Genomic DNA, 25,240 nt, shown 5'->3' on the forward strand with positions numbered 1-25,240 from the left:
ACGCGTGCACGTTCCAGCGGCTTTTCACCGACGAGACGCTGCTGTCCGATTACCGGACCCGGCTGGGAATCGTCGGCTGGGGGCTTTTCGCCGGGGCGGATTACGCTTCGGAGGACAAGCGTTTCACGGCTTCGCTCGGCCTGCGCGCCGACGGGAACGACTACTCGCCGCGCATGGCCCGGCTCTGGCACCAGCTTTCGCCGCGGGCTTCGGTCGGCTATCGGCTCGGCAGGGGCTGGTCGCTGAGCGGAAGCGCGGGGCTTTATTACCAGCTGCCGCCCTATACGGCGCTCGGATTCAAGGAGGCGGATGCGTGGGTGAACAAATCCCTGCACTATATGCGCGTCGGGGCTTTCAGCGCAGGTGTCGGATGGCGGCTGCGCGACCGGCTGATCGTGTCGGTCGAGGGCTTTTACAAATTGTACGGGGATATTCCGCTTTCGGTCGCGGACGGGATTCCGCTCTCCTGCAAGGGCAACGATTACGGCGTGGTGGGCAACGAAGAGCTGCGCTCGTCGGCCGAGGGCCGCTCCTACGGCGTCGAGGCGATGGCCCGCTGGCAGATTCCCGGCAAGGTCAATCTCGTGGGTTCGGTCACGCTGTTCCGCAGCGAATACCGCCGCGATTCAGCGGCTCCCTATATCGTTTCGGCGTGGGACAGCCGTTTCGTCGTGAACCTCAGCGGTACCTACGACCTGCCGCGCAGCTGGAGCGTCGGGGCGCGCCTGAGCGCCGTGGGCGGAACGCCCTATACGTCTTACGATGTCGGAAAATCGTCGCTGGTCGAGGCGTGGAACGTGCAGGGGCGGCCTTATTACGACTATGCGCGCTATAACGACGGGCGGCTGGACGCCTTCGCCCAGCTGGACCTGCGCATCGACAAGACCTTCTATTTCCGGCACTGCATGCTGGGGCTTTATATCGACCTGCAGAACGTAACGGGCAGCAAGCTGCGCCAGCCCGACGTGCTGATGTCCACGGGCGTGGTGGAGAATCCCGAAGCGCCCGCCGCCGAACAGCGTTACCGCATGAAATACATCAGGCAGGAGAGCGGGACGCTGATCCCGACGCTGGGAATCACCGTCGAATTTTAAGCGGCGGGGCGCGAACGGCGTCGTGCCGACCGGTTTCGGCCGCCTTCGACCGCCCTTGATCGGAATTGCGGCCGGTTGGCCGGTTGGCCGGTCGGTCGGTTAGCTGGTTGGTTAGTCGGTCGGCGGGTTGGCTGGAACGGCGGGCGGCGGATTATCCGGAGCGCGTGCGTGTTTGCCGCGCGGCGATATTGGACGGAGCGGCCCAATTTTCTTCGGGCGTTGTCCGGAATGAAAAACCGCAGAAACCGGACAAAACGGTTTCTGCGGTTTTTGTCGTGTATACACTGCCGCCCGGTCAGAAGCGGAACGTGCAGACGATCGGGTAGTGGTCCGAGAGGTACTGCACGCCGTATCCCGTGCTGTCGAGCAGCTGGTAGCGCAGCGGTTCGGCGCAGCGGTAGAAGATGTGGTCGATGTGGAGCGGTTTGGCCTTGCCGAAGCCGTGATAGGTCGGCCGGGGATCGGTCAGGGGAGCCTCTTCGCAGGCCGATTTCAGCCATTTGAAATAGGGTTCGAGACATACGCCGCCCGGCGTGCCCGCCGTGGCGTTCATGTCGCCGACGATGAACTGCGGCGTGCGTTTGCCGGCGATGCTTCGCATCCGTTCGACGTTGAGCCGGGCGCCTTCGAGCCGGGCCGTTTTGCCGATGTGGTCGAGGTGCGTATCGAAAAGGCAGAATTCGCGCCCCGTGGCGCGGTCGCGCAGGCGCGCCCACACCGTCACGCGGCGGCAGCGGCCGTCCCAGCCCTGCGACACTTCGTCCGGCGTTTCGCTCAGCCAGTAGTGGCCGTGGTCGAGGAGTTCGTATCGCTCCCTGAGATACATGATCATCAGATGCTCGCCGGGATCGTCCTTGGCGCCGAAGTCGCGTCCCATTTCGATGTGGCCGTATTCGGGCAGCTGTTCGACGAGGTAGGCGACCTGTTGGCGGCGGGGTTCCTGAAAGCCGATGACATCCGGCCGCACGTCGCGGATCATGCGGATCGAAGCCTCCTTGCGGGCGTCCCACGCGAAGTCGCCTTCGTCGCCCGGCGCGCCGATGTAGCGGATGTTGTAGGAGAGCAGTTTCAGCTCCGCGGGTTCGCTGCCCGCTGCGGCGGCAGCCGCGGCGCAGAACAGAAGCGTAAACAGCAGTTTTTTCATGTTGCGGGATTTTATGCGTGCGGGACGGCCGGAGCCGCCCCGCATGCAGTGTTCATCAGAATTCCGACGTGAAGAGAATCGGGAAGTGGTCCGAGATGTAGGGAACGCCGTAGCCGTCGTTGTTGATGGTGCGGAACCGGACGGGCGTCACCTTGCGGTAGAAGATGTGGTCGATGTTCCACGTAAAGCGCGGAGTGCCTTCGCCGAAGTTGTTGTAGCTGTAAACGTCGTCGGCTTCGCCGTCGGGCGCCGTTTCGCGCGCCGACCACATGAATTCGAAGAAGCCGTCGAGGCAGGTGCGGCGGCCGTCGCCCGCGGCGTAGGAGGCGTTCATGTCGCCGGTGACGAAGATCGGAGCGTAGCGTCCCGCGATCTGCTTCATCTGTTCGACGATGAGTTTCACCGACTCGGTGCGCGCCACCTGATCGATATCGCCGCCCTCGACGGGCGACGCGCGGTGCGCGAGGTGGGTGTTGAAGAAGAAAAACTCCTTGCCGGTGCTGCGCTCGCGCAGTTTGACCCACAACGCCGTGCGGAACTGGTTGTGCCCCCAGCCCTTGATCGGCTGGGTGATGTCCTTTTCGTTGAGGAAGAAATACCCTTGGGCGAGCATCTCGAAGCGGTCTTTGCGCCACCAGACCGCATTGCGGTGCTGCGAGTCCTTGTCATCGGGGGCCAGATAGTAGTGCTCGTACTCGGTCAATTCGCCGATCAGATACTGCGCCTGCGAGAAGCGAGGCTCCTGCATGCCGATCACGTCGGGCTTGACGTCGCGGATCATCGCGACGGAAGCCTCCTTGCGGGCGTCCCACGCCGCGTCGCCCTTGTCGCTCGCATTGGCGTAGCGGATGTTGTAGCTCATGACGTTGAGTTCGCTTTTGGGGGCTGTGGATTCGCCTTCGTGGTTGGAGCATCCGGCCAAAGCGGTGAATAACAGAGCTATCGAAAATAGGAATCGTTTCATTGTTTTGGTTTTTAGATCTTGGAGTTCGGGTTATCTGTTGTAGCGTACGGCCAAGTAGTCCATCGCTCCGGCGGCGTTGTAGCCCATCGGGATCGTGCCGTCGAGGAAACCGAGTCCCGACGAGAGCCGGCTGGCGGGCTGGATGCGGAGCCAGACCTTTTCGCGGCCCATGATCTCGGCGGGCAGCGGGATTTCGACCTGTTTATAGGCCGGGAGCTGCCAGCTGCGCTGCGTGGCGAATACCGGGAAGTCGGGCTGCGTGAAGGTGTAGGCGCTGCCGTCGGGCGCGGTCTGCGCCGCTTCGACGTCGAACCACCCCTCGTCGCTCTCGTAATCGCCCGTTGCGGACCACTGCACTTTCCAGAAGTAGGGACCTGCGTTGAGTGTCGCGCGGCCGCTCTGCACGCTCATGATCAGCGATACCCGGTCGGACGAAATCCCGGCGGTCGAGAACTCCACGACCCACGCATAGGGCCGGTCGGTCGAAGCGTTCCACCAGTAGGTCGTCACCCACGCCAGCCAGTTGGCTTGGTCGGTGCCTTTGCCGTCGGTATTGACTGCCGTGCTTTTCACGGCGTAATTGGTGCCGTCTTCGAGGATGACGCCGAAACCCGAATAGCCGTCGTTGCCGATGTGGCTGCGGAACGGAGCCGTGCCGCGCGCCGTGCCGCACCAGCCCAAGTAGTGCCAGCAGGCCGCATTGTAGACGCCGTTGGGGTATGCTGACTTGGAGGCGGTCTGCGTGAAGCGTCCGTTGGTGCCCCACGTCGGATACCAGTAGGCGTAGCCGTCGGCGGCCGCGGCCTTGCCCTTGACGTAACTGTATTCGGTCAGCGTCTCCGAGAAGCTCTGCGAGCGGTCTTCGGCGAAGCGGATGTCGGCGAAGGACATGTGGCGGATCTGGTAGGAGCCGATGATGCCGTTGGCCAGATCGTCCGCCGTATCGACGTACTCGTACTGCGGGAAACGCTCGTGGACGATCACGCCCGCCAGTTCGCCCGAACCGTAGGGCAGGCGGGTGCCGTTGCGGCGGTAGGGGCAAGTGGTGTTGGTCAGCAGGTGAATCAGGCTGCCCTTGTTGTCGCGTATCAGCCGCGGGTACATGTTGAGACGTCCCTGCGCGTCGGCCAGCGTATAGCCCTCGTGCACGGGGGTGAGCGAGCCCTTGCGGACGGCGAATTCGCAGTCGCGGAGCGTCACGAAGGTGTAGATGTCTTCGTCGGTCAGCTCCGAGATGTATTTCTGCTTGACCGGAAGCACCGAGGCGTCGTTGCCCGTCACGCGCTCGACGATCATCGACGAGCGGATGCCTTTGATCATGTAGCGGTCCGGATCGGGTTCGAAGACCAGCTCGGCGTCTTTGAGCAGGATTTTCACCTTGTCGTAACGGGTGAAGGCGTTGTCCTCCGGAGTGGCCGTTTCGACGCAGAAACCGTAACGGCCGTCGGGCGATTCGAGGTAGACGGTCTTCTCGCATCCGCTGTAATCGACGCTCATGTCGGTCGGCATCGGGTTGTTGCTGGCGTTCTTCGAATCCCGGTCGCTGACGACGTAGCCTTCCAGCAGCCAGTACTCATCGACTTTCGAGACCGTGAGCGCTTTCTCGCGCAGTTCGGCGAACGAAATGTCGTGTCCCAGCATGTCGTTCTTCGTGCGCTGGATGACGTTGAGCGTCAGCTGTTCGGTCTCCTCCCAGCCGTTGACGTAGGAGACGGTGACCGTCGCCGTGCGGAGTTCGTCCGTGTCGTTGCCGGCGTAGTCGAAAGTGAAGGTGTATTCCTCCTCCCCGGCGGGTTGGAGCGCGATTTCCGAAAGCCACTCTTCGGCGGGTTCCTCCCCGGCGTCGTACTGCGTGGTGAAGGTCAGCTCGTCGGGGGCGATGTTGGTGCCGAACCGTACGGACGCCTTGCCGCCCGAACTGCCCGGTACGTTGGTCGAGGTACCGCCCTCGAACGCCATTGCGGGGACACGGGCGCCCCGCTGGCGCAGTACGACCGTGTCGGACCGTACTGCGTCGGCGCTCTGTATCAGTACGCGCGTCATGCGCGGAAAGCCCGTGTTGTCGGCGTAGTCGATGTAGAATTTTCCGTCGAGCGGCAGGCGCGTGTCGCTCAGGTCGGCCCACGAGGCCCCGTCGTCGAGGAGCGACAGCACGGCCGGCTGGTTGGAGTAGACCTGTATGTCGACGTGGCCCGCCGTGGCGTTGACGGTGAACGAATTCTCGACCGCACCCAGCTCGATCAGCGGAATATCGTCGCCGTGGTCCATGCAGGCCGTCGCGGCCAGCGCCGCGAGCAGGATGCCCGCCGAGCCGATCTTTGCCATGTATCTCTTTGCGTATTTCATGATTGCGTTTTTTACGTGGTTAGAAATATTTGACCGAAACGTCGCCGAAGCGGAAATAGACGTAGGTCTTCGTCGTCGTGCCGTTGTCCTCGCCCGTGGTGCTGCCGCACACCTTGCTGGCGGCCTGCAGCCGGATGGTGACGTCCTTCTGGCCGAAGCAGGCCGACGGCAGGTCGAAGTCAACTTCGTAAAGCCCCGGAACGTACCACTGCGGGCCGGCCCAGTAGACGAGCGTGCGGATGGGCACGGTGTCGAACCGGGTGAAGGTGCTTCCGTCGAGCGAGTAGGAGACGTCCCAGTAGAGCGGAGCGACGATCGTGGCGGCGCTCAGGTTGCCCAGTGCGGCCGAGAGGATCATCTTCATGCACGAGCCGCTGACGCCCTCGGTCGAGAAGTTGAAGGCCACCCATTCGCCCTCGTTGCGCGACGAGTTCCACCAGATGCCGTTGTAGCGCACGGCCGGGGATTTGATGCCTTTGGCGTAGTCCAAGGTGTTGTAGTCGAGCGTGCAGGAGACGCCTGCCACCGATGCCGACGTGTTGAGCTTGTTGCTCACCGACGAGAACATGCGGCCTTCGCCCAGATAGGGAACGATGCTGCCGTCCGCGTGCTGCTTGATGCCGGCGTTGGTGGTCATGCCGGGCCATGCCCAGCGTACGAGCGTCGAGTAGTTGCGGGTGCTTTCCTCGCGCGAGAAGGCGATGTCGGCCTCCTCGACCGGGCGGATCTGGTAGGTGCCCACGTCGCCCTTCACGCCGTAGCGCGGCAGTTTGGTGTGGACGATGATGCCGCTTATGGGGCCGGAGCCGGCCGGAACGCCGTCGCCCTTGCGGCGCCAGCGCACCTGCGTGTTGAGCACCATGTTGATCTTCTCGCCGCGGCTGTCGATCACGCCGCGGACGGCGCAGTCGAAGCGCGGATCAAGCACGCCCTGCGTGTTGAGGTCGGTCTTGTAGCAGTAGCCGTCGTGGACGTTGATGTAGGCGCCGCCGTTGAGCATGAATTCGCACTCCTTGAGCGTCACATAGGTGTAGATGTCGGCGTCGGTAAGCTCCGAAATGTGCTTCTCCTTCTTCGGGAGGTCGGCGGCCGTTCCGGCGTTCTGGTTGAGGACATGTTCTTTGGTGAAGCCCGTGAGCGTATAGCGTTCGGGGTTCGACTCCTTGACCAGCTTCAGCCCATTGATCGAGAGCTGTACCGAGCTGTAGCGTTTCAGGATGTTGTCGGCCGGAAGTTTGGTGACGATGCGCAGGCCGTACTGACCGTCGAGGCTCTCGATGTAGGCGGTCTTCTCGTTGACCGAGAAGTCGATCGAGGTGTCCGTCAGGTTGGGGTTGGTCTCCATGTTGTAGTTGCCGGCGTCGCTGATGACTACGGCCGAGAGCATCTTCTCGCCCGTCAGCTCCACTTCGCCTTCCGCTCCGGGGATCATGGCGCGCAGGTCGGCGATCGAGAGCTGCTTGACCTCCTGCGTCAGCCGGAGCGTCGAGCTGCACTCCACGTCGGTGTCCTTGTAGGTGATCTTCAGACTGGCCGAACGGGGCTGGTCGCCCGTGTTCTCGGCAACGATGAACGATACGGCCGATTCGCTGAAGGTCACGTCCGTGATCCACTGCGTGCCTGCGGGGTCGTACGCGATGTCGAAGGAGAAGTGCGCCGGATCGACGTCGAAGTTGGCCGTCAGCAGTGCGCTGCGGTTGTGCTGGTCGCCCGGAACGGATACGGTCGTCTCTTCGTCCTTGAAAACGACCGTCGCATTGTCGGTGGTCTGGACGACGGAGGCTTCGGCTTGGGCGAGGATCTTGCCGTCGGCATCGGGGATTTCGAGCCGGATCGCCGCCTTGCGGTCGCTGCTGCTGTCGTTGCGGTCGATTCCGAAGACCAGCACGATGTTCTCCTCGGCGTCTTTTTCGAGCCGGATCTCCTTCAGCCAGCCGGCTTCGGCGGGATTCTCCGCGTCGGTGACGTCGGTTGCCGTGATGAGGATACATTCGAGCGCCTGCGTCATGTTGGTCGTAACGCCGATCTGGACGCGTTCGCGCGGCAGACGCACGAACTCGAATTCGGTTTCGGCGAGCGCCAGCGTCGGTTCGGTGACCGCGCCGGCCTGCGTGAGGACGATCTCCTGCTCTTCGCCCTCGCCGCTGACGAGGATGCGCGCGCGGCGCGACACGCCGTTGTTGGCTTCGTACGTAAAGAGGAAGTCGCCGATGCCGTTGCCCGACACCTCGCTCACTTCGCCCCATGCGCCTTCGGCCATTTCGGCTTTCCAGCGCCCCGTGGAGTAGACCGTGACGCGCGTCGAACCGGCCGGGGAGGTGAGGTTGAGTCCGTTTTGGGTGACGGCCAGCGGCTCGTTCCATTTGAAGTCCTTCTGACAGCCCGGACCGAGCAGTGCGGCGGTCAGTGCGACGGCCAGCATGCGCAGCAGGGGATATATTTTGTTTTTCGGTTTCATGTCGGTTGATTTAGAATCCGTACTTCTTGTATTCGTTGTTGTCCAAAGCGCCGCCCGAATAGATCACCTCCGTGTCGGGGATGGGGTAGTATTCGTGGCAGGGCTGGATCGAGGTCTTGACCTTCGCATAGTCCGAAAGCGCCGCCGTGCGTTCGTACCAGATGCCCCAGCGCACCATGTCGAACTTGCGCTGGAATTCGCCCAGCAGCTCGCGGCCGCGTTCGTTCTGGATCTCGTTGAGCAGCAGCGGATAGGTGCGGAAACGCGTGTATTCGGCGATGCCCGCGCGGCGTTTGACCTTGTTGAGGTACTCCATGGCCTTGTCCTTGTCGAGCAGGGCGCAGTAGCATTCGGCGGCCATCAGCACGGCGTCGGCATAGCGGAAGACCTTGTAGTTGTTCGAGTCGTAGGCGGCCTGAAGGTCGGGGCACCAGAATTTGGGACCCATGAACGGCCGGGTGACGATCGCGTCGCCCGAAGTGAACTTCACGCCGTTCCACTCGGTGATTATCTGCATGTCGCGCCGCAGGTCTTCGCCGCCTTCGGGCATGAGGTTGCCGTAGAAGAAGCTGTTGGGGCGCAGCGGCGACCATGTCGTGGCGGCGTCGCCCAGCTCCTCGATCACCACGTTCGAGTAGATGTTGTCGCTGTTGCGCGGATAGGGCATGCAGATGCTGGCGACGTTCGAGGTGTAGATCAGTCCGCCGGCGGTATAGGTGTGCTGCACTTCGAAGATCGATTCGGGCGTGTTCTTCATCCGGAACGGAATATCCGAAACCGGGTAGACCGAGAGGTCGTCGCCGTAGATCTGTTCCAGCACGGCGATGGCTTCGAGCGCCTTGTCGTAATCCTTGTTCCACATGGCGAGTTTGGCGATGAGCATGTGGCCCATGGCGGCTCCGGCGCGGTTGCCCGCGGCTTCGCTCGTGCGGATGAGGGGCAGTGCGCCCAGACACGATTCGAGGTCCTCGATCAGCGCGGTGCGCGTCGCCTCGGCCGACATGCGCGGCAGTTTGGCCACGCGGTCGAGCACTTCGTGGTCGGAGACGTCGTCCGTGTAGAAGGGCACGTCGCCGAAGAAGCTCGTCAGCAGGTAGTAGTAGAACGCGCGCAGCACCTTGGCTTCGGCCACGAGGCTGTTGCGGTCCTTTTCGTCGATCGGCGAGTTCTCGATGCCCGTCACGGCCATGTTGCAGTACATGACGCCGCGGTAGCCGTAGGTCCACATGTCGGCGCCGAAGCGGGGCTGCGACGGCGAGATGTCGAGCTGCGCGTCCTGCGTTCCCGATGCGATGTACATCAGGTCGGTGACGCCTTCGGTGGCGATCATCATTTTGTAGGTGTAGAGATTTTTCAGGGGTATATAACACGAGTTCACCGCCGACTGACACTGGGTCTTGGTCTTATAGAAGTCGCCGGGGGTCGAGAACCCTTCGGTGTCCTCCTGCAGTGAGCACGACGCCGTGAGCCACGCCGTGAGAATCAGCAAGATGTATTTTGTTTTCATAATGTTCTCGGATTACGGTTAATAACGCAGCTGGATGCTGAACACGATGGTGCGCGGCTTGGGGTATGCGCCCAGATCGACGCGCCGCAGCGCCGAATCGCTGCTGTCGGTCGAGACGTCGGGGTCGAAGCCGTTGTACTTTTTCCAGATGTGGAGGTTTTCGGCGCTCAGGTTCAGCGTGATGTCGCGGATGAACTTCGAACGCTTGCTCAGGTCGAACGTGTAACCCACCGTGATGTTTTTCAGGCGGATGTACGATGCGTCGTAGATCATCAGGTCGCTCGGCACGTGCGCGTCCACCGCACCGGCGCGCGGCAGGTTCGACTGCGGGTTGCGCACGGGATGCCACGCTTCGAGCATGTAGCGATACTGGTTCGACATCGAACTGCCGGCCATGTAAAGCTCCGAGTAGTTGTAGATCTTGCCGCCGAGCGAATAGGTGAAGTAGATGCCGACGTTGAGCCTGCCGAAGCGGAAGTTGTTCTGCAGACCGCCGTACAGGTCGGGGTCGGCATTGCCCTGATAGACGAGGTCGTCGTTGTTGAGCGAGCCGTCGTTGTTGATGTCGTAGTAGCGGGGCATGCCCAGCGAGGCCTTGCGCGACGCGGCGTCGCTGTTGATCGCCAGCGCCGAAACGTAGGTGTTCGTCACGCTGTTGCGCTCGAACTCCTCGACGCTCTTCCACGTGCCGCCGTACTTGAATCCCCAAAGCGCGTTGAGCGGGTAGCCTTTGACGTAACCGTACATCATGTAGGGGTTGTTGCCGGGCGACGAGAGCGCCGTGACGAAATCCTCGCTGCCGATGTCGTCCACGTTCTGTTTGTTGTGGGCGATGGTGAGGTTGGTCGTCCACGAGAATTTAGGGCGGACGATATTGCGGCTCTCGATGCTCAGTTCGACGCCTTTGTTCGAGGTTTTGCCGATGTTGGCGTAACGGCTGGTGTAGCCCGTCGCCGAAGCGGTTTGCACCGTGAGCAGCAGGTCGCGCGTCTTGGAGATATAGCCTTCGGCCGTAATCATCAGGCGGTTGTTGAAGAATGCCAGATCGAGCGCCGCGTTGTAGAGGTCGGTCTTCTCCCACGTCAGGTTGGGGCTGGCCAGACGGCTGCGGTAGTAGGCGCCCGGCTGCATGCCGTCGAACAGATAGCCGCTCGTGGTGCTGGACATGGCCGCCAGCGAACGGTAGGCCGAGATGGCGTCGTTACCCGTGCGTCCGGCGCTCAGGCGGAGCGACAGCTCGTCGATCCAGCGTACGTCCTTCAGGAAATTCTCCTTGGCGGCGTTCCATTTGAGGGCCACCGAGGGGAAGAAGCCCCACTTGTTGTTGGCGGCGAAGTTCGACGAACCGTCGTAACGCCCCGTTACGGTGAGGTAGTAGCGCTGTTTGTAGTTGTAGTTGAAGCGGGCCAGCAGCGACATTTTCGTTCGCTTGGTCAGCCCCGTGGCGGCCGAATAGGTATCCTTGTCGGTCACGGCGTTCATGTTGTTCCACAGCACGTCGTCGTCCATGTAGCCCTGTCCGCTCAGCGTGAAGTTGTCGCTCTTGTAGCGGTAGGCGGTGAAACCGGCCAGCGCGTCGATGTTGTGGCCGCTTTTGGTTTCGAGCTTGTAGCTGAGGGTGTTCTCGCTCGAAAGGCTGAATTCGTGGAATTCTGCGCGGTAGGCCTGACCGCCTTCACCCTCGTTCTTGGCGGGAAGCGATCCCGGATAGTAGCGGTAGGTGTGGCGCTGGAACGAATAGTAGGAGTTCTGGCTGCGCAGTTTCAGGCCCTTGGCCAGCGCCACTTCGAGATAGGCCGTGTGGTTGAGCGAGGTCCGCTCGATGGAGTAGGTGTTCTGGTCGATCGTCGCACGCGGCGTATTGATCCGCTGGCCGTTGCCCCAAAGCGGGTTGTAGTTCTCCTGCGGGTCGATGTGGGGCGAAAGATACATGGCTGCGCGGTAGTAGGCCGTGCCGCCGATTTCGGCGAGGTTCTGGGCGTTGTCGCGCCATGTGTAGCTGCCGCGGTAGCCGACCTTCAGCCATTTGAACAGCTGGTGGTCGAGATTCAGACGCCCCGTGATGCGCTGCAGACCGCTGTTGTCGATGATACCCTGCGAATCGTTGTAACCCAGCGAGGCGTAGTAGCTGCTCTTTTTCGAGCGGCCCGAAATCGAGAGCGAATAGTTCTGGTAGGGTGCCGTGCGGGTGATTTCGTCGATCCAGTCGGTGCCTTTGCCCAGCGAGAAGGGGTCTTTGAAGGGATATTTCGACTGGGGCGTGCCCTCGCCGATGTCCTCGTAGCCGCTCTGGGTGCTGAAGTAGGCGAAGTCGTTGCGGTAGAGTGCGAACTCCGTGGCATTCATCACGTCGAGCTTGCGGGGCAGCTGCGAGAATCCGATGTCGGCCTTGAGCGTGATCGAAGGTTTGGTGTTGGTCTGGTTACCCCCCCCCTTGGTCGTTACGATGATTACGCCGTTGGAGCCGCGTGATCCGTAGATCGCCGTCGAGGAGGCGTCCTTGAGGATCGTGACCGATTCGATGTCGGCCATGTTCAGGTCGTTGAGGTCGCTGACGGCGTCCATCACGCCGTCCACCACGATCAGCGGTTCGTTCGAGGCCGAGATCGAGCGCGTACCGCGGATGCGGATCGAAGTCGTGGCGCCCGGTTCGCCCGTGGTGGACATGATGTCGGCGCCGGCAACGCGGCCCTGCAGCGCTTGGTCGACGGACAGCACCGGGAGGTCCTTTACGTCGGAGATTTTGATGTTGGCCACCGAACCCGTGGCGTCGCCCTTCTTCACCGTGCCGTAGCCGATGACGACCACTTCGTCCACGGCCATCGCCTTCGAAGGCTGGAGCGTGACGTCGAGCGTGGTCTGCCCGCCGACCGAGACGGCCTGCTTTTCATAGCCGAGGTACTGGAATTCGAGGATCTCGCCGTTGCGGACCTGCAGCGTATAGGCGCCCGTCGCCGAGGTGGTCGTGCCGCGCTGCGTGCCGACGACGATCACCGTGGCGCCCGTCACCGGCGCGCCGTTTTCGTCGGTCACGGTGCCCGTCAGCTTGTGCATCGGCATCGAACTCTGGTCGCTGCGGCGGCCCGTCAGGATCACCTTGTTGTTGGATACCTGCACGTTGACTTCGGGCAGGCATTCGCGGACGATGGATTCGATGGGACGCTCCTTGGCGTGCACGGTCACGATGCGCTTGAGGTCGATGTCGGCATTGTTGTAGGCGAAGGTATAGACGCCCTGTTTCTCGATGCGGATGAATAACTCGTTGATTGTGATTGCTTTTGCATTGATGCTTACGGGCGGGTTCTGGGCCCGGACGCCGGCTGCGGCCAGCAGCGTGAATAACAGCGTCAGCAAAAAGAATCTTCCGGGCGGAAGTGGAATAATTCCTTTTCCGCCGGATTTTCCGGATTTTTTCATAATTTTGTAACGATTTAAGATTCTGTCATTTCGTAATTCGGTTACATTACGAAGCACGTCGGGGTGTTTAAGTCGGAGCGGATGTTGCAGCATCCGCTTTTTTTCTCGGATTACGGAGGAGGAATTCCCATAGGCTTTCGGTTTTTCAGGTTATTTTTATCGGGTGGTTCGTGCGGTGTGGAACGTGGCCGACTCGCTGTCGAGTGTGTATTGCAGTCCCGTGATGAGCGAGATGACCTGCAGGGTCTCTTCGAGCGATTCGTGGCGGATGTGGAACGACAGACGGATGGTGCGGTCCACCGAGGCGTCGGTGCCGATCGGAACGTTGAACCAGCGTTCGAGGTTGGTGATGATGTCTTCGAGCGTCATGTCGAAGAAGGTCAGGGTGGGCTGTATCCAGCTGTTGTAGTTCGAGGCGTTCACCTGTTCGATGATCATGCTTCCGGAGGTCTCGTTGAAGACCAGCCGTTCGTCGGGCCGGAGCCGGACGGACTGCTGCGAACGCGACGTGCGGACGCAGATCGAGCCGCTGTTGAGCGTCGTTTCGGCGATGCCGCTGGTGCGCTCGTAGCGGGCGTCGAACGTGGTTCCGAGCACTTCGATCTCCATGCGGTTCATGTCGACGACGAAGGGATGCGACGTGTTGCGCGCCACTTCGAAATAGGCTTCGCCTTCGAGCGTCACGCGGCGTTCCCTGCGGTCGAATGTTTCGGGATAGGTCAGGCGGCTCGATGCGTTGAGCCATACCTTCGTGCCGTCGGGCAGCTGAAATTCGCCTTTGCTCCCGCGCGCCGTCAGCAGGCGTATTTCGGCCGGAACGGCCGACGCCGAGCGTACGTAGTAATATTCGCCGACGGCGAACAGCAGCACGGCGGCTGCGGCCGCGGCGTAGCGTATGCGGCGGAAAATGCGGCTGCGCCGCTGCTGCGCTTCACGCATGCGGATGGTGTGACGGAGCCGCTGCAGCTCTTCACTGCGGTCGGCCGCCGCAGGGCTTTCCACGACGGCGGTCCACTCCTCGCGCAGCGCGGCTTCTTTTTCGTCGCCGTCGCCGGGCTGGAGCATCCAGCGGCGGAATTGCGTCTGGAGTTCGCCGGGGACGTCGTTGTGCAGGAATCTGCCGATGAGCTCTCTTATTTGTCGTCTCTCCATCGTATGCGGTCTTTATCCGGGATATGCTTTTATAAATAAGACGGCATGGCGGGGCGCAACCCCCACCCGGCGGAGACTTTTTTTCGTATTTTTTCGGAAGGCGCCTTCGGACGGGCGTTTTCGGAGTGCCCCTTCAGACGAAGAGGGCGAGGAGCGTCAGCAGCCGGCGGAGCTGGCTCAGGGCGGCGGTCATGTGGCGTTCGACGGTTTTGACGCTGAGGTTGAGCCGCTCGGCGATCTCCTTGTTGGAAAGCTCTTCGTAACGGCTCAGGCTGAAAACCCGGCGGCGCTGTTCGGGCATGCGGTCCACGGCGACGGCGATGAGCAGGGCCAGCTCCTCGGTCTCGATTTTCTCGCTGAGCGGAGCGTCGCGCCGCTCGGCGGCCGAGTTGATATGCTCCTGCATGTATTTGTCTTCTACGATCGAGTGCGAAAAGATGTCGAATACGGCGTTGCGGGCCATCGTGTAGAGATAACTCCGCAGCGAGCGTGTGCCGCCCAGTTCGCGGCGCTTCTCCCAGACGCGCAGGAAGATGTTTTGCGTGACGTCTTCCGCTTCGCCGGGGTTTTTAAGCAGCCGGAACACGAATTCCCTGACCTTGGGAGCATAAAACAGGTAGAGGGAATCGAATGCGGATTGGTTCCCTTTGGACAGAGCGGTCAGCAGTTCTTTTTCTTTTTCCGGAGTCATAGTCTCACACAAAATTAAAAAAAAACGGAATAAAAAATATTATATTCCGGAAGAATGTGCCGAGCCGGTGAAAAACGACCTTTGCGGGGGCTTCGTTGCGGCCCGCACGGTGTCCTGCCGCCTTCTGCGGCATGCAAAAAACTTCTTCCGTCCGCGTCGCATGGGACGGGACGGAAGAAGCGTGAGGAAATTTTCCGGGGACGTGCCGGTTCCGGCGGTTCCGCTGCGGTTATCGGCCGGATGGCTTGTCCGCCGCGCCGGCGGCCCTGCGGTCCATGACGAAACTGATGACGAACGGGATGGAGAGGAAGACCGCCGTGCCGACGACCACCAGCCACGTATACATGGCGGGACTGCCGACGGGCAGTTGCGAGGGCGGGAAGAAGGTGACGATGAACGAGAAGAGCACCGCGAGGAATCCGATGCCGCCGACCAGCCACATGCCCGCATTGCCGCCCGGTATGCGGTAGCTGCGTGTCAGGTCGGGCTGCGTGTAGCGCAGGCGGATGCCCGCGGCGTACATCATCATATACATCAGCAGATAGAGACCCACGGTCAGGGCGCTCAGCAGGAAGAACGCCACGCTCACGTCGTTCATGACGATATAGAGCGACGACAGCAGGGTGACGATGCAGCCTTGGATGATGAGAATGTTGATCTGTACGCCGTTCTTGTTGGTCTTCTGCAGGAAGCAGGGCAGCACGCCCTCCTGCGCCGTCCATAGCAGGCCGCGGCTGGGGCCTGAAATCCACGACATGACTCCGGCCAGTGCGCCGAACGCTACGAGCAGTCCCATGACGTTCGTGAGCCAGCCCACATGGTAGTGTTCGAAGACGATCTGGAACGTGGTGAACAGTCCCGACTGGAGGTTGATCTGGTCATAGGGCGTGATGATCGCCACGGCCAGCGCGCCCAGCGTGAAAAGCCCGAACGAGATGAGCGCCGCGAGAAACATGGCGCGCGGAAACTGCGTCTGCGGCTTTTTGAGTTCGGGGGCGTGCACGGCGTGCACCTCGACGCCGGCGAACAGCAGCAGGATGCCCGCGAGGAAGGCGATGTCGCTCATGCCCGTAATGTGGGGGAACAGCCGCGGATGGACGTGGTGCGCGGCGTCGATATTGACGACCTGACTGACGGTGTCCGGAATATGCTCCAGCGCGACGGAGTTGCCGCCGATCATCCAGACGACCGCCATGACGATCACGACGATGCCGGGTAACACCGTGCCGATGAGGAATCCCTTGCTCGTGATGCCCGATATGGCCGAGGTGCCGCGCAGGGTGACAAGCGTGGCGCACCAGTACATGGCGATCGAAAACAGCCCGACGAAAAGTCCGTTCTGGGCGAGGTCGGGCATGCCGATCATGTAGGCGATCGACGCCGCGGCGAAGCCGAGTACGGTGGGATACCAGACGACGTTCTGTATCCATTGCAGGAAGATGGCCGTGAAGCCCATGTGTTTGTTGAAGGCCTCTTTGACCCATGTGTAGACGCCGCCGCCTTTCGAGGCGAAGGCGCTGCCCAGCTCGGCGCCTACCAGCGCCGCCGGGATCAGGAACAGGAAGGTGGCGAAGAAGATGTAGAAGAACATGGTAAGTTCCTCCTGCGCCATCATCGGAAGCCCGCGCAGACTGATGACAGCCGCCGCGGTCATCAGCGCGAGCTGCGTTGTTGTGATGTTTCTGTTTTTTGCCATAATGTGGAATTGTGGTTTACACCTGACGGCCAATCAGTTTCCGTGCCGTAACCAGACGGGCGGAATGTCGTTTCGGGCGGGTGCGTGATTCGTGCGGGCGTTTTTTTGCAGGCGAAAACACACAAAAACAGCAGGGAATCTCACGATTGCCTGCTGCCTTCCGGAGGATTGCCCTCCTGAAACTACTAACCCAAACTTAAATAAATGAAGAAACCTCACTGCGGTTGCTGTTCCGCAGTTGACAGGGTATATTGCAAAACCCGTGCCGGAGCGGCGGACCGGAAGGACGCCTATGCGGTTCGCGGGGGCGGATCGTGTGGCGCCTGCGGGCCGGGACATGAATTAACCGGGCTGCAAACTGACAGAACTGCGAACGGGGCGGGCACAAACGAGGGGCAGGATGCCCGCGAAGACATCCTGCCCGTTTCCGGCATGGCCCGAATGCCGGGCCGCATCATCATCGTTTGTCGGTCATCTCCACGTTGCCTTCGTAGGTGCCGCTGACCTTGTACCCCTTGTCGGTGGTGAAGTCGAGTACGAAACGGTAACCGCTGCCCGATTTGGTGATCGTTACGGTACCGGACGAGACGAATCCGTAGAAGGACTGGAAATTGTCGTTCCGCTCCTCGCAGTAGGTGCCGACGGGAAGCATCGTATCCATGAATTCGGTCTGGTAGCCTGCGGCGTAGGAACCCGGCGCGCCCGATGTGGAGACGCTGTAGGTCCCTTCCTGCAGCTGCATTTCCGTCGAAACGGCGGTCGAAAGATCGAGCGACACCATATGTCCTGCCTGTCCGAGGTAATCGGAGCCGTAGGAGATGGTCGGCTCGACGTCGTAAAGATTCACGATGCAGTTGTCGGCCGTCGCGGAGTCGCTGTAATATTTGCCCAGCGCGCGGATGAAGGTGAGGTTCGTTACGTCCTTGTCGAGAGTGGGAAGGTCGGGAATCTCGCTGGGTGTCTTGTTTTCGATCGTCAGCGGACCCTCGTAGCTGGCCGTGAACTCCTCGTCGTCGGTCGTGGTCAGCGTCGCGGTGATCGTATAGGTCGAGCCGGCCTTCTTGACGGAGATCGTACCTGCCTTGAAGTCGGTTCGGGTGATATTGCCTTTGCCGTCGTTGACCATACAGTAGGTTTTCACGGGGTCGAACGTCGTCAGGCCCTTGTTGGTGGCGTACCTGTAGTCGCGGGCCGGCAGGGTGATCGTCGTATTGGGATTGCTTACCGCCATCTGGTAGAGGTCGATGCTCATGGCACGGCCTGCGCCGGTGGTGGCGTAGACGCCCCCGGATTCGGTGGTTTCGCCGTCGGCGAGCACCAAGAGGAATTCACCGATGTAGCTGCTCTCGGTGGGATAGTATCCGCCTGCTGCCTGCCGGTCGAACACGATCGGGCCTTCGACGGCTTGGTCGGTGGTCATCTCGACCGTCTTGACGTCGGAGTATACCGTTTTGTTCGATGCGGCGACGGCGACGATATAGGTCGTGCCGGGTTTCAGCTCCCGGATCTCCGCTGCATCTGCCGATACGGGCAGGTCGGTGCCGTCGCGGAGAATCTCCTCGGCCGGAGGAATCGTCGGGTTGTCGGTTTTCTCGATGCAGACGTATGCGGCTTTCTCCGCGTCGGTGAGTTTGAAATGGAACGAGAGGGTCGTTTCGGTCGGAGTGCCTGCGATGACCGTGACGACGGGCGTCCGGGCGACGGTCTCCATTTCGAGGGTTTCGACCTCCGAATAGACGCCGGTGTTGGCGACTGCCGCCGCGATGAGGTAGACGGTGGCGGGTTTCAGGTTCTCGACGAGGAGCTCACCCGTCTGGGCGATGGCGGTGCCGTCGCGGAGAATCTCTTCGGCCGTGGGAACGGTCGTCCCTTCGGTCTTTTCGAGACAGACGTATGCGGCCGTTTCGGGGTCGGTCAGGGCCGCGGTGAACGAAAGGGTCGTCGAAGTGGGCGTGCCGGGCGTCAGAACGACGGCCGGGTGTACGTCGGGGGCGGAGGTGGTGTGTTCGATGGTTTCGACCTTGCCGTTGACCTTGCCGTTGGAGGCGACTGCCGAGAGGCGGTAGGTGGTGCTGGGTTCGAGGTCGCCGATCGTGATGAGACCCGATGCGGTTACGGATTTGCCGTCGGCGAGAATTTTCTCGGCCGAGGGAACGGCTTCGGAGGATTTGGTGCAGACATAGGTGCACTTGTCCGCATCGCTCAGGGTGAGCGTAAATTTCAGCGTGTTGGATGCGGCGTCACCGACAGCCAGCGTGACGGCCGGAGCAGGCGGATTCCCCCCCCCTCGTCTTTGTCGTCGCACGAGGCCAGAAGACCGGAGCATAGCACCAGCAGCGCAGTACTCCACGAAAGAATCGATCTAATCATAGATGTGATTTTTGGGATTAGTAATTAATAACAGTTTTTGTTCGGGTGCAGTCGGGACCTGCGGGAAGATCCGTTCTGCGGCAAGTGACGGGCTAAAAGTAAGGTTTCCTGCAGATAAATCCAAATATTTTTCCGCTTAAGTCGCCGCAGGACCGGATAAAACGTCAAGATGGGCGGGCCGGAGCGGAAACGGGCGCAATATATGACAAAACAGCAGGGAATCTCACGATTGCCTGCTGCCTGCGGAGGATTGCCCTCCTAAAACTACTAACCCAAACTTAAATAAATGAAGAAACCTCACTGCGGTTGCTGTTCCGCAGTTGATTGTCTGAATCGCAAAGCCCGTGCCAAAAACAAGTCCCGGTCGTGGGGACCGGGACTTGTCTGCCGTATGGAGTATCCTTCCGTCTTAGCGGAATACGCCCGTGTAGGTCGAGGGGGCGAGTGCGCGCAGCTCCTCCTTGACCGTTTCGGCCACGTCGAGCGTCTCGATGAATGCGGCGATCGACTCGTGGGTGATGTGGGCGTTGGTGCGGGTCAGGGCCTTGAGCGCCTCGTAGGGCTTGGGGTAACCCTCGCGGCGCAGAATGGTCTGGATGCCTTCGGCCACCACGGCCCAGTTGTTCTCCAGATCGCGGTCGAGCGCTTCGCGGTTGAGGATCACCTTGTTGAGTCCCTTCATCAGCGACCGCAGCGCAATGGCGGCGTGGGCCACCGGAACGCCGATGTTGCGCAGCACGGTCGAGTCGGTGAGGTCGCGCTGGAGGCGCGAGACGGGGAGCTTCGACGAGAGGTGTTCGAAGAGGGCGTTGGCGATGCCGAAGTTGCCCTCGGCGTTCTCGAAGTCGATCGGATTGACTTTGTGCGGCATGGCGCTCGATCCGACCTCGCCGGCCTTGATCTGCTGTTTGAAGTATTCCATCGAAATATAGGTCCACATGTCGCGGCAGAGGTCGATGAGGATGGTGTCGATGCGCTTCATGTTGTCGAAGATCGCGGCCAAGTTGTCGTAATGTTCGATCTGCGTGGTGTACTGCGAGCGGCAGAGCCCCAGCGTCTCGCCGACGAACCTGTTGGCGAATGCCACCCAGTCGTACTGCGGATAGGCCGCACGGTGTGCGTTGAAGTTGCCGGTCGCGCCGCCGAACTTGGCCGGAACGGCGATGTCGTGCAGCATGGCCAGCTGCTTCTCGATGCGTTCGACGAAAACCATGAACTCCTTGCCCAGCGTCGTGGGCGAAGCGGGCTGGCCGTGCGTGCGCGCCAGCATCGGCACCTCGCGCCACTCGTCGGCGAAAGCCGCCAGTTTGTCGCGCACCTCTTCGACGGCGGGGTAGTAGAAACCCGCCATCGCCTCCTTCAGCGAGAGCGGAATGGCCGTGTTGTTGATGTCCTGCGAGGTAAGCCCGAAGTGAACGAATTCCTTGTAGGCTTCCAGTCCGAGCGTGTCCATTTTTTCCTTGATGATGTACTCGATGGCTTTGACGTCGTGGTTGGTGACCGACTCGATCTGCTTGACGCGCTCGGCGTCGGCGGGCGAGAAATCGAGGTATAGGGCGCGCAGGGCGGCGAATTTGGTACGGTCGATGCCGGCCAGCTGGGGCAGGGGAATCTCGCAGAGCGCGATGAAGTATTCCACTTCGACGCGGATGCGGTAGCGGATGAGGGCCTGTTCCGAAAAATAATCGGCGAGCGTTTCCGTTGTATTACGGTAGCGGCCGTCTACGGGCGAAATGGCTGTAAGTTTGTTGAGCATATTGTGTTGTGATTTGTTTTCCGGCACCAAATTTACGACAATTAATTGAAATCCGCATATTTTTCCCTACCTTTGTAGGGTTGTAAACTTTAAATTGCAATGAATTTTCTGACCGCAATCATAAACGCTCTGGTGGGATTCGTGCAGCGCAATCCGCTGACGGTTTTGGTCATTCTCATCCTCGCCATCGCCGCTCCGGCGCTGCTGAAGGGCGTCGCACTGTTTTTTCTGTATGTCGTTATGAGTATTCTGATATTGGCCGTGGCGCTGATACTGGTGTTCCGCTGGCGGATGAACAAGGTCCGCCGCCAGATGGAGGAGCAGTTCGGCGAAGGCTTCGATCCGCGCAATTTCGGCGGACAGGGTTTCGGCTCGCCCTTTGCCGGAGAGCCTCGCAAGGGCCGCGAAGGCGAAGTGAAGGTGCGCAAAACCTCCGGGGCGCCCGAAAAACGGGTGTCGAAAGACGTCGGCGACTACGTCGAGTTCGAAGAGACGAAAGAGCCGAAACAAGAGTAGCGTATGCTGAAGATATTCGAGTTGATAGGCCGCTATTTCATTCTGATGGGGAAAGTCTTTTCCCGTCCGGAGAAGGCCGCCATCTACCGCCGCCGCATCGTTTACGAAATGGAGTCGCTGGGCATCGACTCGATCGGCCTGACCGCGATCATCTCGGTATTCATCGGCGCGGTCATCACCCTGCAGATGTGCATCAACCTCGATTCGCCCTTCATCCCCCGCTCGCTGGTGGGCTATGCCACGCGCGAGACGATGATCCTCGAATTTTCATCGACGGTCGTGGCGCTGATTCTGGCCGGCAAGGTCGGGTCGAGCATCGCCTCGGAGATCGGCACCATGCGCATCACCGAACAGATCGACGCGCTGGAGATCATGGGCGTCAATTCCGCGTCGTACCTGATCCTGCCGAAGATCGTCGCCGCGGTGGTTTTCTTCCCCTTTCTGACCATCCTGAGCATCGCGATCGGCATTATCGGCGGCTGGGCGATCGCCTACCTGACCGGCATCATGATCCCGGCCGACTACATCGACGGCCTGCTGATGGATTTCAAGCCCTATTCGATCGTCTATTCGCTGATCAAGACCGCCGTCTTCGCCTATATCATCACCTCGATTTCGGCCTTCTACGGCTATTACGCCAAGGGCAATTCGCTCGAAGTGGGCGCCGCTTCGACGCGCGCCGTGGTGGCCAGCTCCGTAGTGATCATGATCTTTAACCTTATACTGACGCAAGTCCTGCTCATATGATACGCGCCGAACATATCACCAAATCGTTCGACGGTCGCGTGGTGCTCGACGATATTTCGATCGAATTCGAGACCGGAAAGACCAACCTGATCATCGGCCGCAGCGGTTCGGGCAAGACCGTGCTGCTGAAGACGCTGGTGGGACTCCATGAACCCGATTCGGGCGACGTCTGGTACGACGACACCAACTTCACGCAGCTGGATTTCAAGCAGCGGCGCGCCATCCGCAAGGATATCGGCATGATCTTTCAGGGCGGGGCGCTGCTGGACTCTTCGACCGTCGAGGAGAACGTCAAACTGCCGCTGGACCTCTTCACCTCGCAGAGCGAGAAGGAGAAGATGGAGCGTGTGAATTTCTGCCTTCAGCGAGTGCGGCTGGAAGAGGCCAACCACCTCTATCCGGCCGAACTGTCGGGCGGCATGATCAAGCGTGTGGCCATCGCCCGCGCCATCGTGCTCAATCCGCGCTACCTCTTCTGCGACGAACCCAATTCGGGACTCGACCCGCAGACTTCGATCGTCATCGACAACCTGATTCACGAAATCACGTGCGAATACAATATCACCACCATCATCAATACGCACGATATGAACTCGGTGATGGAAATCGGCGAGAAAATTGTATACATACACGAAGGCCGCAAATGGTGGGAGGGCACCAAAGACGATATCCTGCACGCCGACAACCCCGAACTCAACGACTTCGTCTTCGCTTCGGCGATGGCCAAACGGGCCAAGAGGGCGGCGAAGTAGGCAGGAATCGGATTCCTAAAAAAATTTAATTTTTTACTTGCGTAATATACATAAAGTATGTACTTTTGTGCAGTGAAAAAATAACGCATTTTTTATTAACAAATAAATCATAACATTATGTCAAAGATCAAAGTAGGTATCAACGGTTTCGGTCGTATCGGCCGTCTGGTATTCCGTGCTGCGTGCAACAATGCAGACATTGAGGTGGTAGGTATCAACGACCTCGTTCCGGTAGACTACATGGCTTACATGCTCAAGTACGACTCGGTACACGGCCGTTTCAACGGTACGATCGACTACAACGTGGAGAAGGGCCAGCTCATCGTCAACGGCAACGTCATCCGCGTAACCGCCGAGAAGGATCCCGCAAACCTGAAGTGGAACGAAGTAGGCGCCGAGTACATCGTCGAGTCTACCGGTCTGTTCCTCACCAAGGAGAAGGCTGAGGCCCACATCGCAGCCGGTGCCAAATACGTCGTTATGTCGGCTCCCTCGAAGGACGACACCCCGATGTTCGTATGCGGCGTGAACACCGATACTTACGCAGGTCAGCAGATCGTTTCGAACGCATCGTGCACCACGAACTGCCTCGCTCCGCTGGCTAAGGTCATCAACGACAACTTCGGTATCGTCGAGGGTCTCATGACCACCGTACACGCTACCACCGCAACGCAGAAGACCGTAGACGGTCCCTCGATGAAAGACTGGCGCGGCGGCCGTGCTGCCGGCGGCAACATCATCCCCTCGTCGACCGGCGCTGCAAAGGCCGTAGGCAAGGTGATCCCCGCCCTGAACGGCAAACTGACCGGTATGGCATTCCGCGTTCCGACGCTCGACGTTTCGGTCGTAGACCTGACCTGCCGTCTGGAGAAGGGCGCTTCGTACGACGAGATCAAGGCTGCCATGAAGAAGGCTTCGGAGAACGAGTTCAAAGGCATCATCGAGTACACCGAGGACGACGTGGTTTCGACCGACTTCACGGGCGACGCCAACACTTCGATCTTCGACGCTAAGGCCGGTATCGCGCTGAACCCGAACTTCGTGAAGCTCGTGGCTTGGTACGACAACGAGTGGGGCTACTCGAACAAGGTAGTCATGCTGATCCAGAAGATGGCCGCTTACAACAACAAATAGTCGTAAGCCGACGCATAAAGCGGAGGGATTCGGGAAACCGGATCCCTCTTTTTTTGTCGTTTATTGTTATTTGTCCTGACGATCCACCCGCATTTCGACCGAAGCGCCCGACCACTGGTTGATAAGGCGTTTTTCGCTGCGGAGCACTTTGCCGCCGTATGCGATGCGGAGGGTGATTTCGAACGGCTGCGTGTCGGCGATGTCGTTGCCTGCGGGCAGCGTGTGGGGTACAATATAAATATAGAGCAGCAGGTGGTCGCACGCAGTGGTTTCGAGCCGCAGGCTGCGGTCGCCCGCCATGTCCGCGGGTTTTGCCGTCAGGTTCGCGCCGACGTCTGCGACGTGCGATTCGGCCGAGGCGAATCCGATGCGTTCGTCGCCGGCGTCGAAGCAGCCGCACATCAGCGCTGCGTTGTAACGCCACCAGCCGTCGTAACGGCTTGATATTTCGATCGAGAATCCTTCAGTTGCTGCCATACGGTGCAAATATAGCGATTTTTCGCTCTTCGGCGAATTTCGTGCCGGGAAAATCGCTCCGCCCCGCCGCAGACGGTTTGCCGGACGGGCGTCTGGAGCGCGGGGTGCTAAAACTGAGCGATTTCTTTGCAAATGTCTTATTTTTTCGTAACTTTGTGCCCTAAATGCGCTCGTATGGGGGTAACTAAAAGGTATACGATTGCTTACAAAGGGCTGAAACCCGGTTTGCATGACTTTCGTTTCGAGGTCGACGGCTCGCTGTTCGAGGAGTTCGAAAGTACGGAGATCAAGGACGGAGCGTGCGAAGTGACGGTCGCCTTGGAGCGCGGCGAAGCGATGCTTACGCTCGACGTTACGGTGGACGGAAGCGTCGTCGTGGAGTGCGACCGCTGTCTGGAAGAGTGCCGGATTCCCGTGCATTATCAGGGACGGCTGCTGGTGAAGTTCTCCGACGAGGTGCACGAATACGACGGCGAGGTGATGTGGCTGCTGCCCATGGAAGACGAAATCGACCTGAAGCAGTACATTTACGAGAGCATCGTGCTGTCATTGCCTTACCAGCGGGTGCATCCCGAAGGGGAGTGCAATCCGGAGATGCTCGAACGCTTCCGCATCGTATCCGACTCGGAACTCGCGGCCGTCGAGGCGCGGGCCGGAGCGCAGGAGCACGACGGCGGCGAATGGGCCAAGTTGGCCGCGCTCAAGGAGCGGCTGGAGGCCGAAGGGCCGCAGGAAGAGGACGGAACGCCGGAAAAATAGCGCCGGCGGCAATAAGGAGAATCGATAATACGTTAAACTTATAATTTATATTGTAAAATGGCACATCCTAAACACAAAGTCTCGTCGACGCGACGCGATAAGAGAAGAACCCACTACAAGGCTGTCGTTCCGACGGTAGTTACCTGCTCGAACTGCGGCGCAGCCACGCTGTACCACCGTGTATGCCCTGAGTGCGGTTTCTATCGCGGAAAGCTGGCGATCGAGAAAAAGGCTGCTGAATAAATCAGACGGCAAGAAGA

The 25,240-nt window shown here is 60.2% G+C and carries 19 protein-coding genes; 7 read left to right on the forward strand and 12 right to left on the reverse strand.

Features of this window, described 5'->3' with window-relative positions:
* The coding region (locus HMPREF9720_RS08000) for a TonB-dependent receptor domain-containing protein (protein ID WP_009597774.1) at window positions 1-1,094 on the forward strand (1,094 nt) is incomplete at its 5' end.
* 295 nt (window positions 1,095-1,389) lie between these two features.
* Here HMPREF9720_RS08000 and HMPREF9720_RS08005 read toward each other — a convergent pair.
* From HMPREF9720_RS08005 to purB, 11 genes are all read right to left on the reverse strand, one after another.
* Window positions 1,390-2,238: an endonuclease/exonuclease/phosphatase family protein gene (locus HMPREF9720_RS08005; protein WP_014774719.1), complete on the reverse strand. Its 849-nt coding sequence runs from the start codon at window positions 2,236-2,238 to the stop codon at window positions 1,390-1,392.
* A gap of 55 nt (window positions 2,239-2,293) precedes the next feature.
* Entirely contained in the window at window positions 2,294-3,202 is a 909-nt protein-coding gene (locus HMPREF9720_RS08010; RefSeq protein ID WP_009597866.1) for an endonuclease/exonuclease/phosphatase family protein, read from the reverse strand.
* Window positions 3,203-3,232: 30 nt separating this feature from the next.
* A complete protein-coding gene (locus HMPREF9720_RS08015) occupies window positions 3,233-5,548 on the reverse strand; it encodes a hypothetical protein (protein WP_009597805.1) in 2,316 nt (771 codons plus the stop codon).
* A 19-nt stretch (window positions 5,549-5,567) separates the two neighbouring features.
* Complete coding sequence (locus HMPREF9720_RS08020) at window positions 5,568-8,006, reverse strand: BACON domain-containing protein (RefSeq protein ID WP_009597887.1); 2,439 nt, start codon at window positions 8,004-8,006, stop codon at window positions 5,568-5,570.
* A 10-nt stretch (window positions 8,007-8,016) separates the two neighbouring features.
* Window positions 8,017-9,513 carry a RagB/SusD family nutrient uptake outer membrane protein gene (locus HMPREF9720_RS08025; RefSeq protein WP_009597869.1) on the reverse strand — a complete coding sequence of 499 codons (1,497 nt, stop codon included), beginning with the start codon at window positions 9,511-9,513 and terminating at the stop codon, window positions 8,017-8,019.
* 18 nt (window positions 9,514-9,531) lie between these two features.
* Complete coding sequence (locus tag HMPREF9720_RS08030; RefSeq protein WP_039940224.1) at window positions 9,532-12,930, reverse strand: SusC/RagA family TonB-linked outer membrane protein; 3,399 nt, start codon at window positions 12,928-12,930, stop codon at window positions 9,532-9,534.
* Between the two features lie 156 nt (window positions 12,931-13,086).
* Window positions 13,087-14,082: a FecR family protein gene (locus HMPREF9720_RS08035; RefSeq protein WP_009597848.1), complete on the reverse strand. Its 996-nt coding sequence runs from the start codon at window positions 14,080-14,082 to the stop codon at window positions 13,087-13,089.
* Between the two features lie 133 nt (window positions 14,083-14,215).
* Complete coding sequence (locus HMPREF9720_RS08040; protein ID WP_009597746.1) at window positions 14,216-14,773, reverse strand: RNA polymerase sigma-70 factor; 558 nt, start codon at window positions 14,771-14,773, stop codon at window positions 14,216-14,218.
* A 229-nt stretch (window positions 14,774-15,002) separates the two neighbouring features.
* The gene (locus HMPREF9720_RS08045) at window positions 15,003-16,469 is read right to left on the reverse strand and encodes an amino acid permease (RefSeq protein ID WP_009597749.1); all 1,467 of its coding nucleotides are present in this window, start codon (window positions 16,467-16,469) and stop codon (window positions 15,003-15,005) included.
* 457 nt (window positions 16,470-16,926) lie between these two features.
* Window positions 16,927-18,774 carry a hypothetical protein gene (locus HMPREF9720_RS08050; protein WP_009597807.1) on the reverse strand — a complete coding sequence of 616 codons (1,848 nt, stop codon included), beginning with the start codon at window positions 18,772-18,774 and terminating at the stop codon, window positions 16,927-16,929.
* A gap of 474 nt (window positions 18,775-19,248) precedes the next feature.
* Window positions 19,249-20,595, reverse strand: a complete 1,347-nt coding sequence (gene purB, locus HMPREF9720_RS08055; RefSeq protein ID WP_009597786.1) for an adenylosuccinate lyase — start codon at window positions 20,593-20,595, stop codon at window positions 19,249-19,251.
* Between the two features lie 99 nt (window positions 20,596-20,694).
* Here purB and HMPREF9720_RS08060 point away from each other — a divergent pair, with 99 nt between their 5' ends.
* The 4 genes from HMPREF9720_RS08060 (at window position 20,695) to gap (ending at window position 23,744) form a co-directional block, all read left to right on the forward strand.
* Window positions 20,695-21,111: a DUF4834 family protein gene (locus tag HMPREF9720_RS08060; protein ID WP_009597842.1), complete on the forward strand. Its 417-nt coding sequence runs from the start codon at window positions 20,695-20,697 to the stop codon at window positions 21,109-21,111.
* A gap of 3 nt (window positions 21,112-21,114) precedes the next feature.
* Complete coding sequence (locus tag HMPREF9720_RS08065) at window positions 21,115-21,858, forward strand: MlaE family ABC transporter permease (RefSeq protein ID WP_009597759.1); 744 nt, start codon at window positions 21,115-21,117, stop codon at window positions 21,856-21,858.
* Window positions 21,855-22,610: an ABC transporter ATP-binding protein gene (locus tag HMPREF9720_RS08070; RefSeq protein WP_009597850.1), complete on the forward strand. Its 756-nt coding sequence runs from the start codon at window positions 21,855-21,857 to the stop codon at window positions 22,608-22,610. The genes HMPREF9720_RS08065 and HMPREF9720_RS08070 overlap by 4 nt, the downstream gene beginning before the upstream one ends.
* A 117-nt stretch (window positions 22,611-22,727) precedes the next feature.
* Window positions 22,728-23,744: a type I glyceraldehyde-3-phosphate dehydrogenase gene (gene gap, locus HMPREF9720_RS08075; protein WP_009597885.1), complete on the forward strand. Its 1,017-nt coding sequence runs from the start codon at window positions 22,728-22,730 to the stop codon at window positions 23,742-23,744.
* Between the two features lie 66 nt (window positions 23,745-23,810).
* Here gap and HMPREF9720_RS08080 read toward each other — a convergent pair whose 3' ends face one another.
* A complete protein-coding gene (locus HMPREF9720_RS08080; protein ID WP_039940226.1) occupies window positions 23,811-24,221 on the reverse strand; it encodes a hypothetical protein in 411 nt (136 codons plus the stop codon).
* A gap of 174 nt (window positions 24,222-24,395) precedes the next feature.
* On the opposite strand from HMPREF9720_RS08080, the gene HMPREF9720_RS08085 reads away from it, so the two are divergent.
* Both HMPREF9720_RS08085 and rpmF read left to right on the forward strand, forming a co-directional pair.
* Complete coding sequence (locus HMPREF9720_RS08085) at window positions 24,396-24,980, forward strand: YceD family protein (protein ID WP_039940228.1); 585 nt, start codon at window positions 24,396-24,398, stop codon at window positions 24,978-24,980.
* Window positions 24,981-25,037: 57 nt separating this feature from the next.
* A complete protein-coding gene (gene rpmF / locus HMPREF9720_RS15130; protein ID WP_014774705.1) occupies window positions 25,038-25,223 on the forward strand; it encodes a 50S ribosomal protein L32 in 186 nt (61 codons plus the stop codon).
* Window positions 25,224-25,240: the final 17 nt, after the last annotated feature.

It is taken from the genome of Alistipes sp. HGB5, from assembly GCF_000183485.2.
Classification (GTDB): domain Bacteria; phylum Bacteroidota; class Bacteroidia; order Bacteroidales; family Rikenellaceae; genus Alistipes; species Alistipes finegoldii.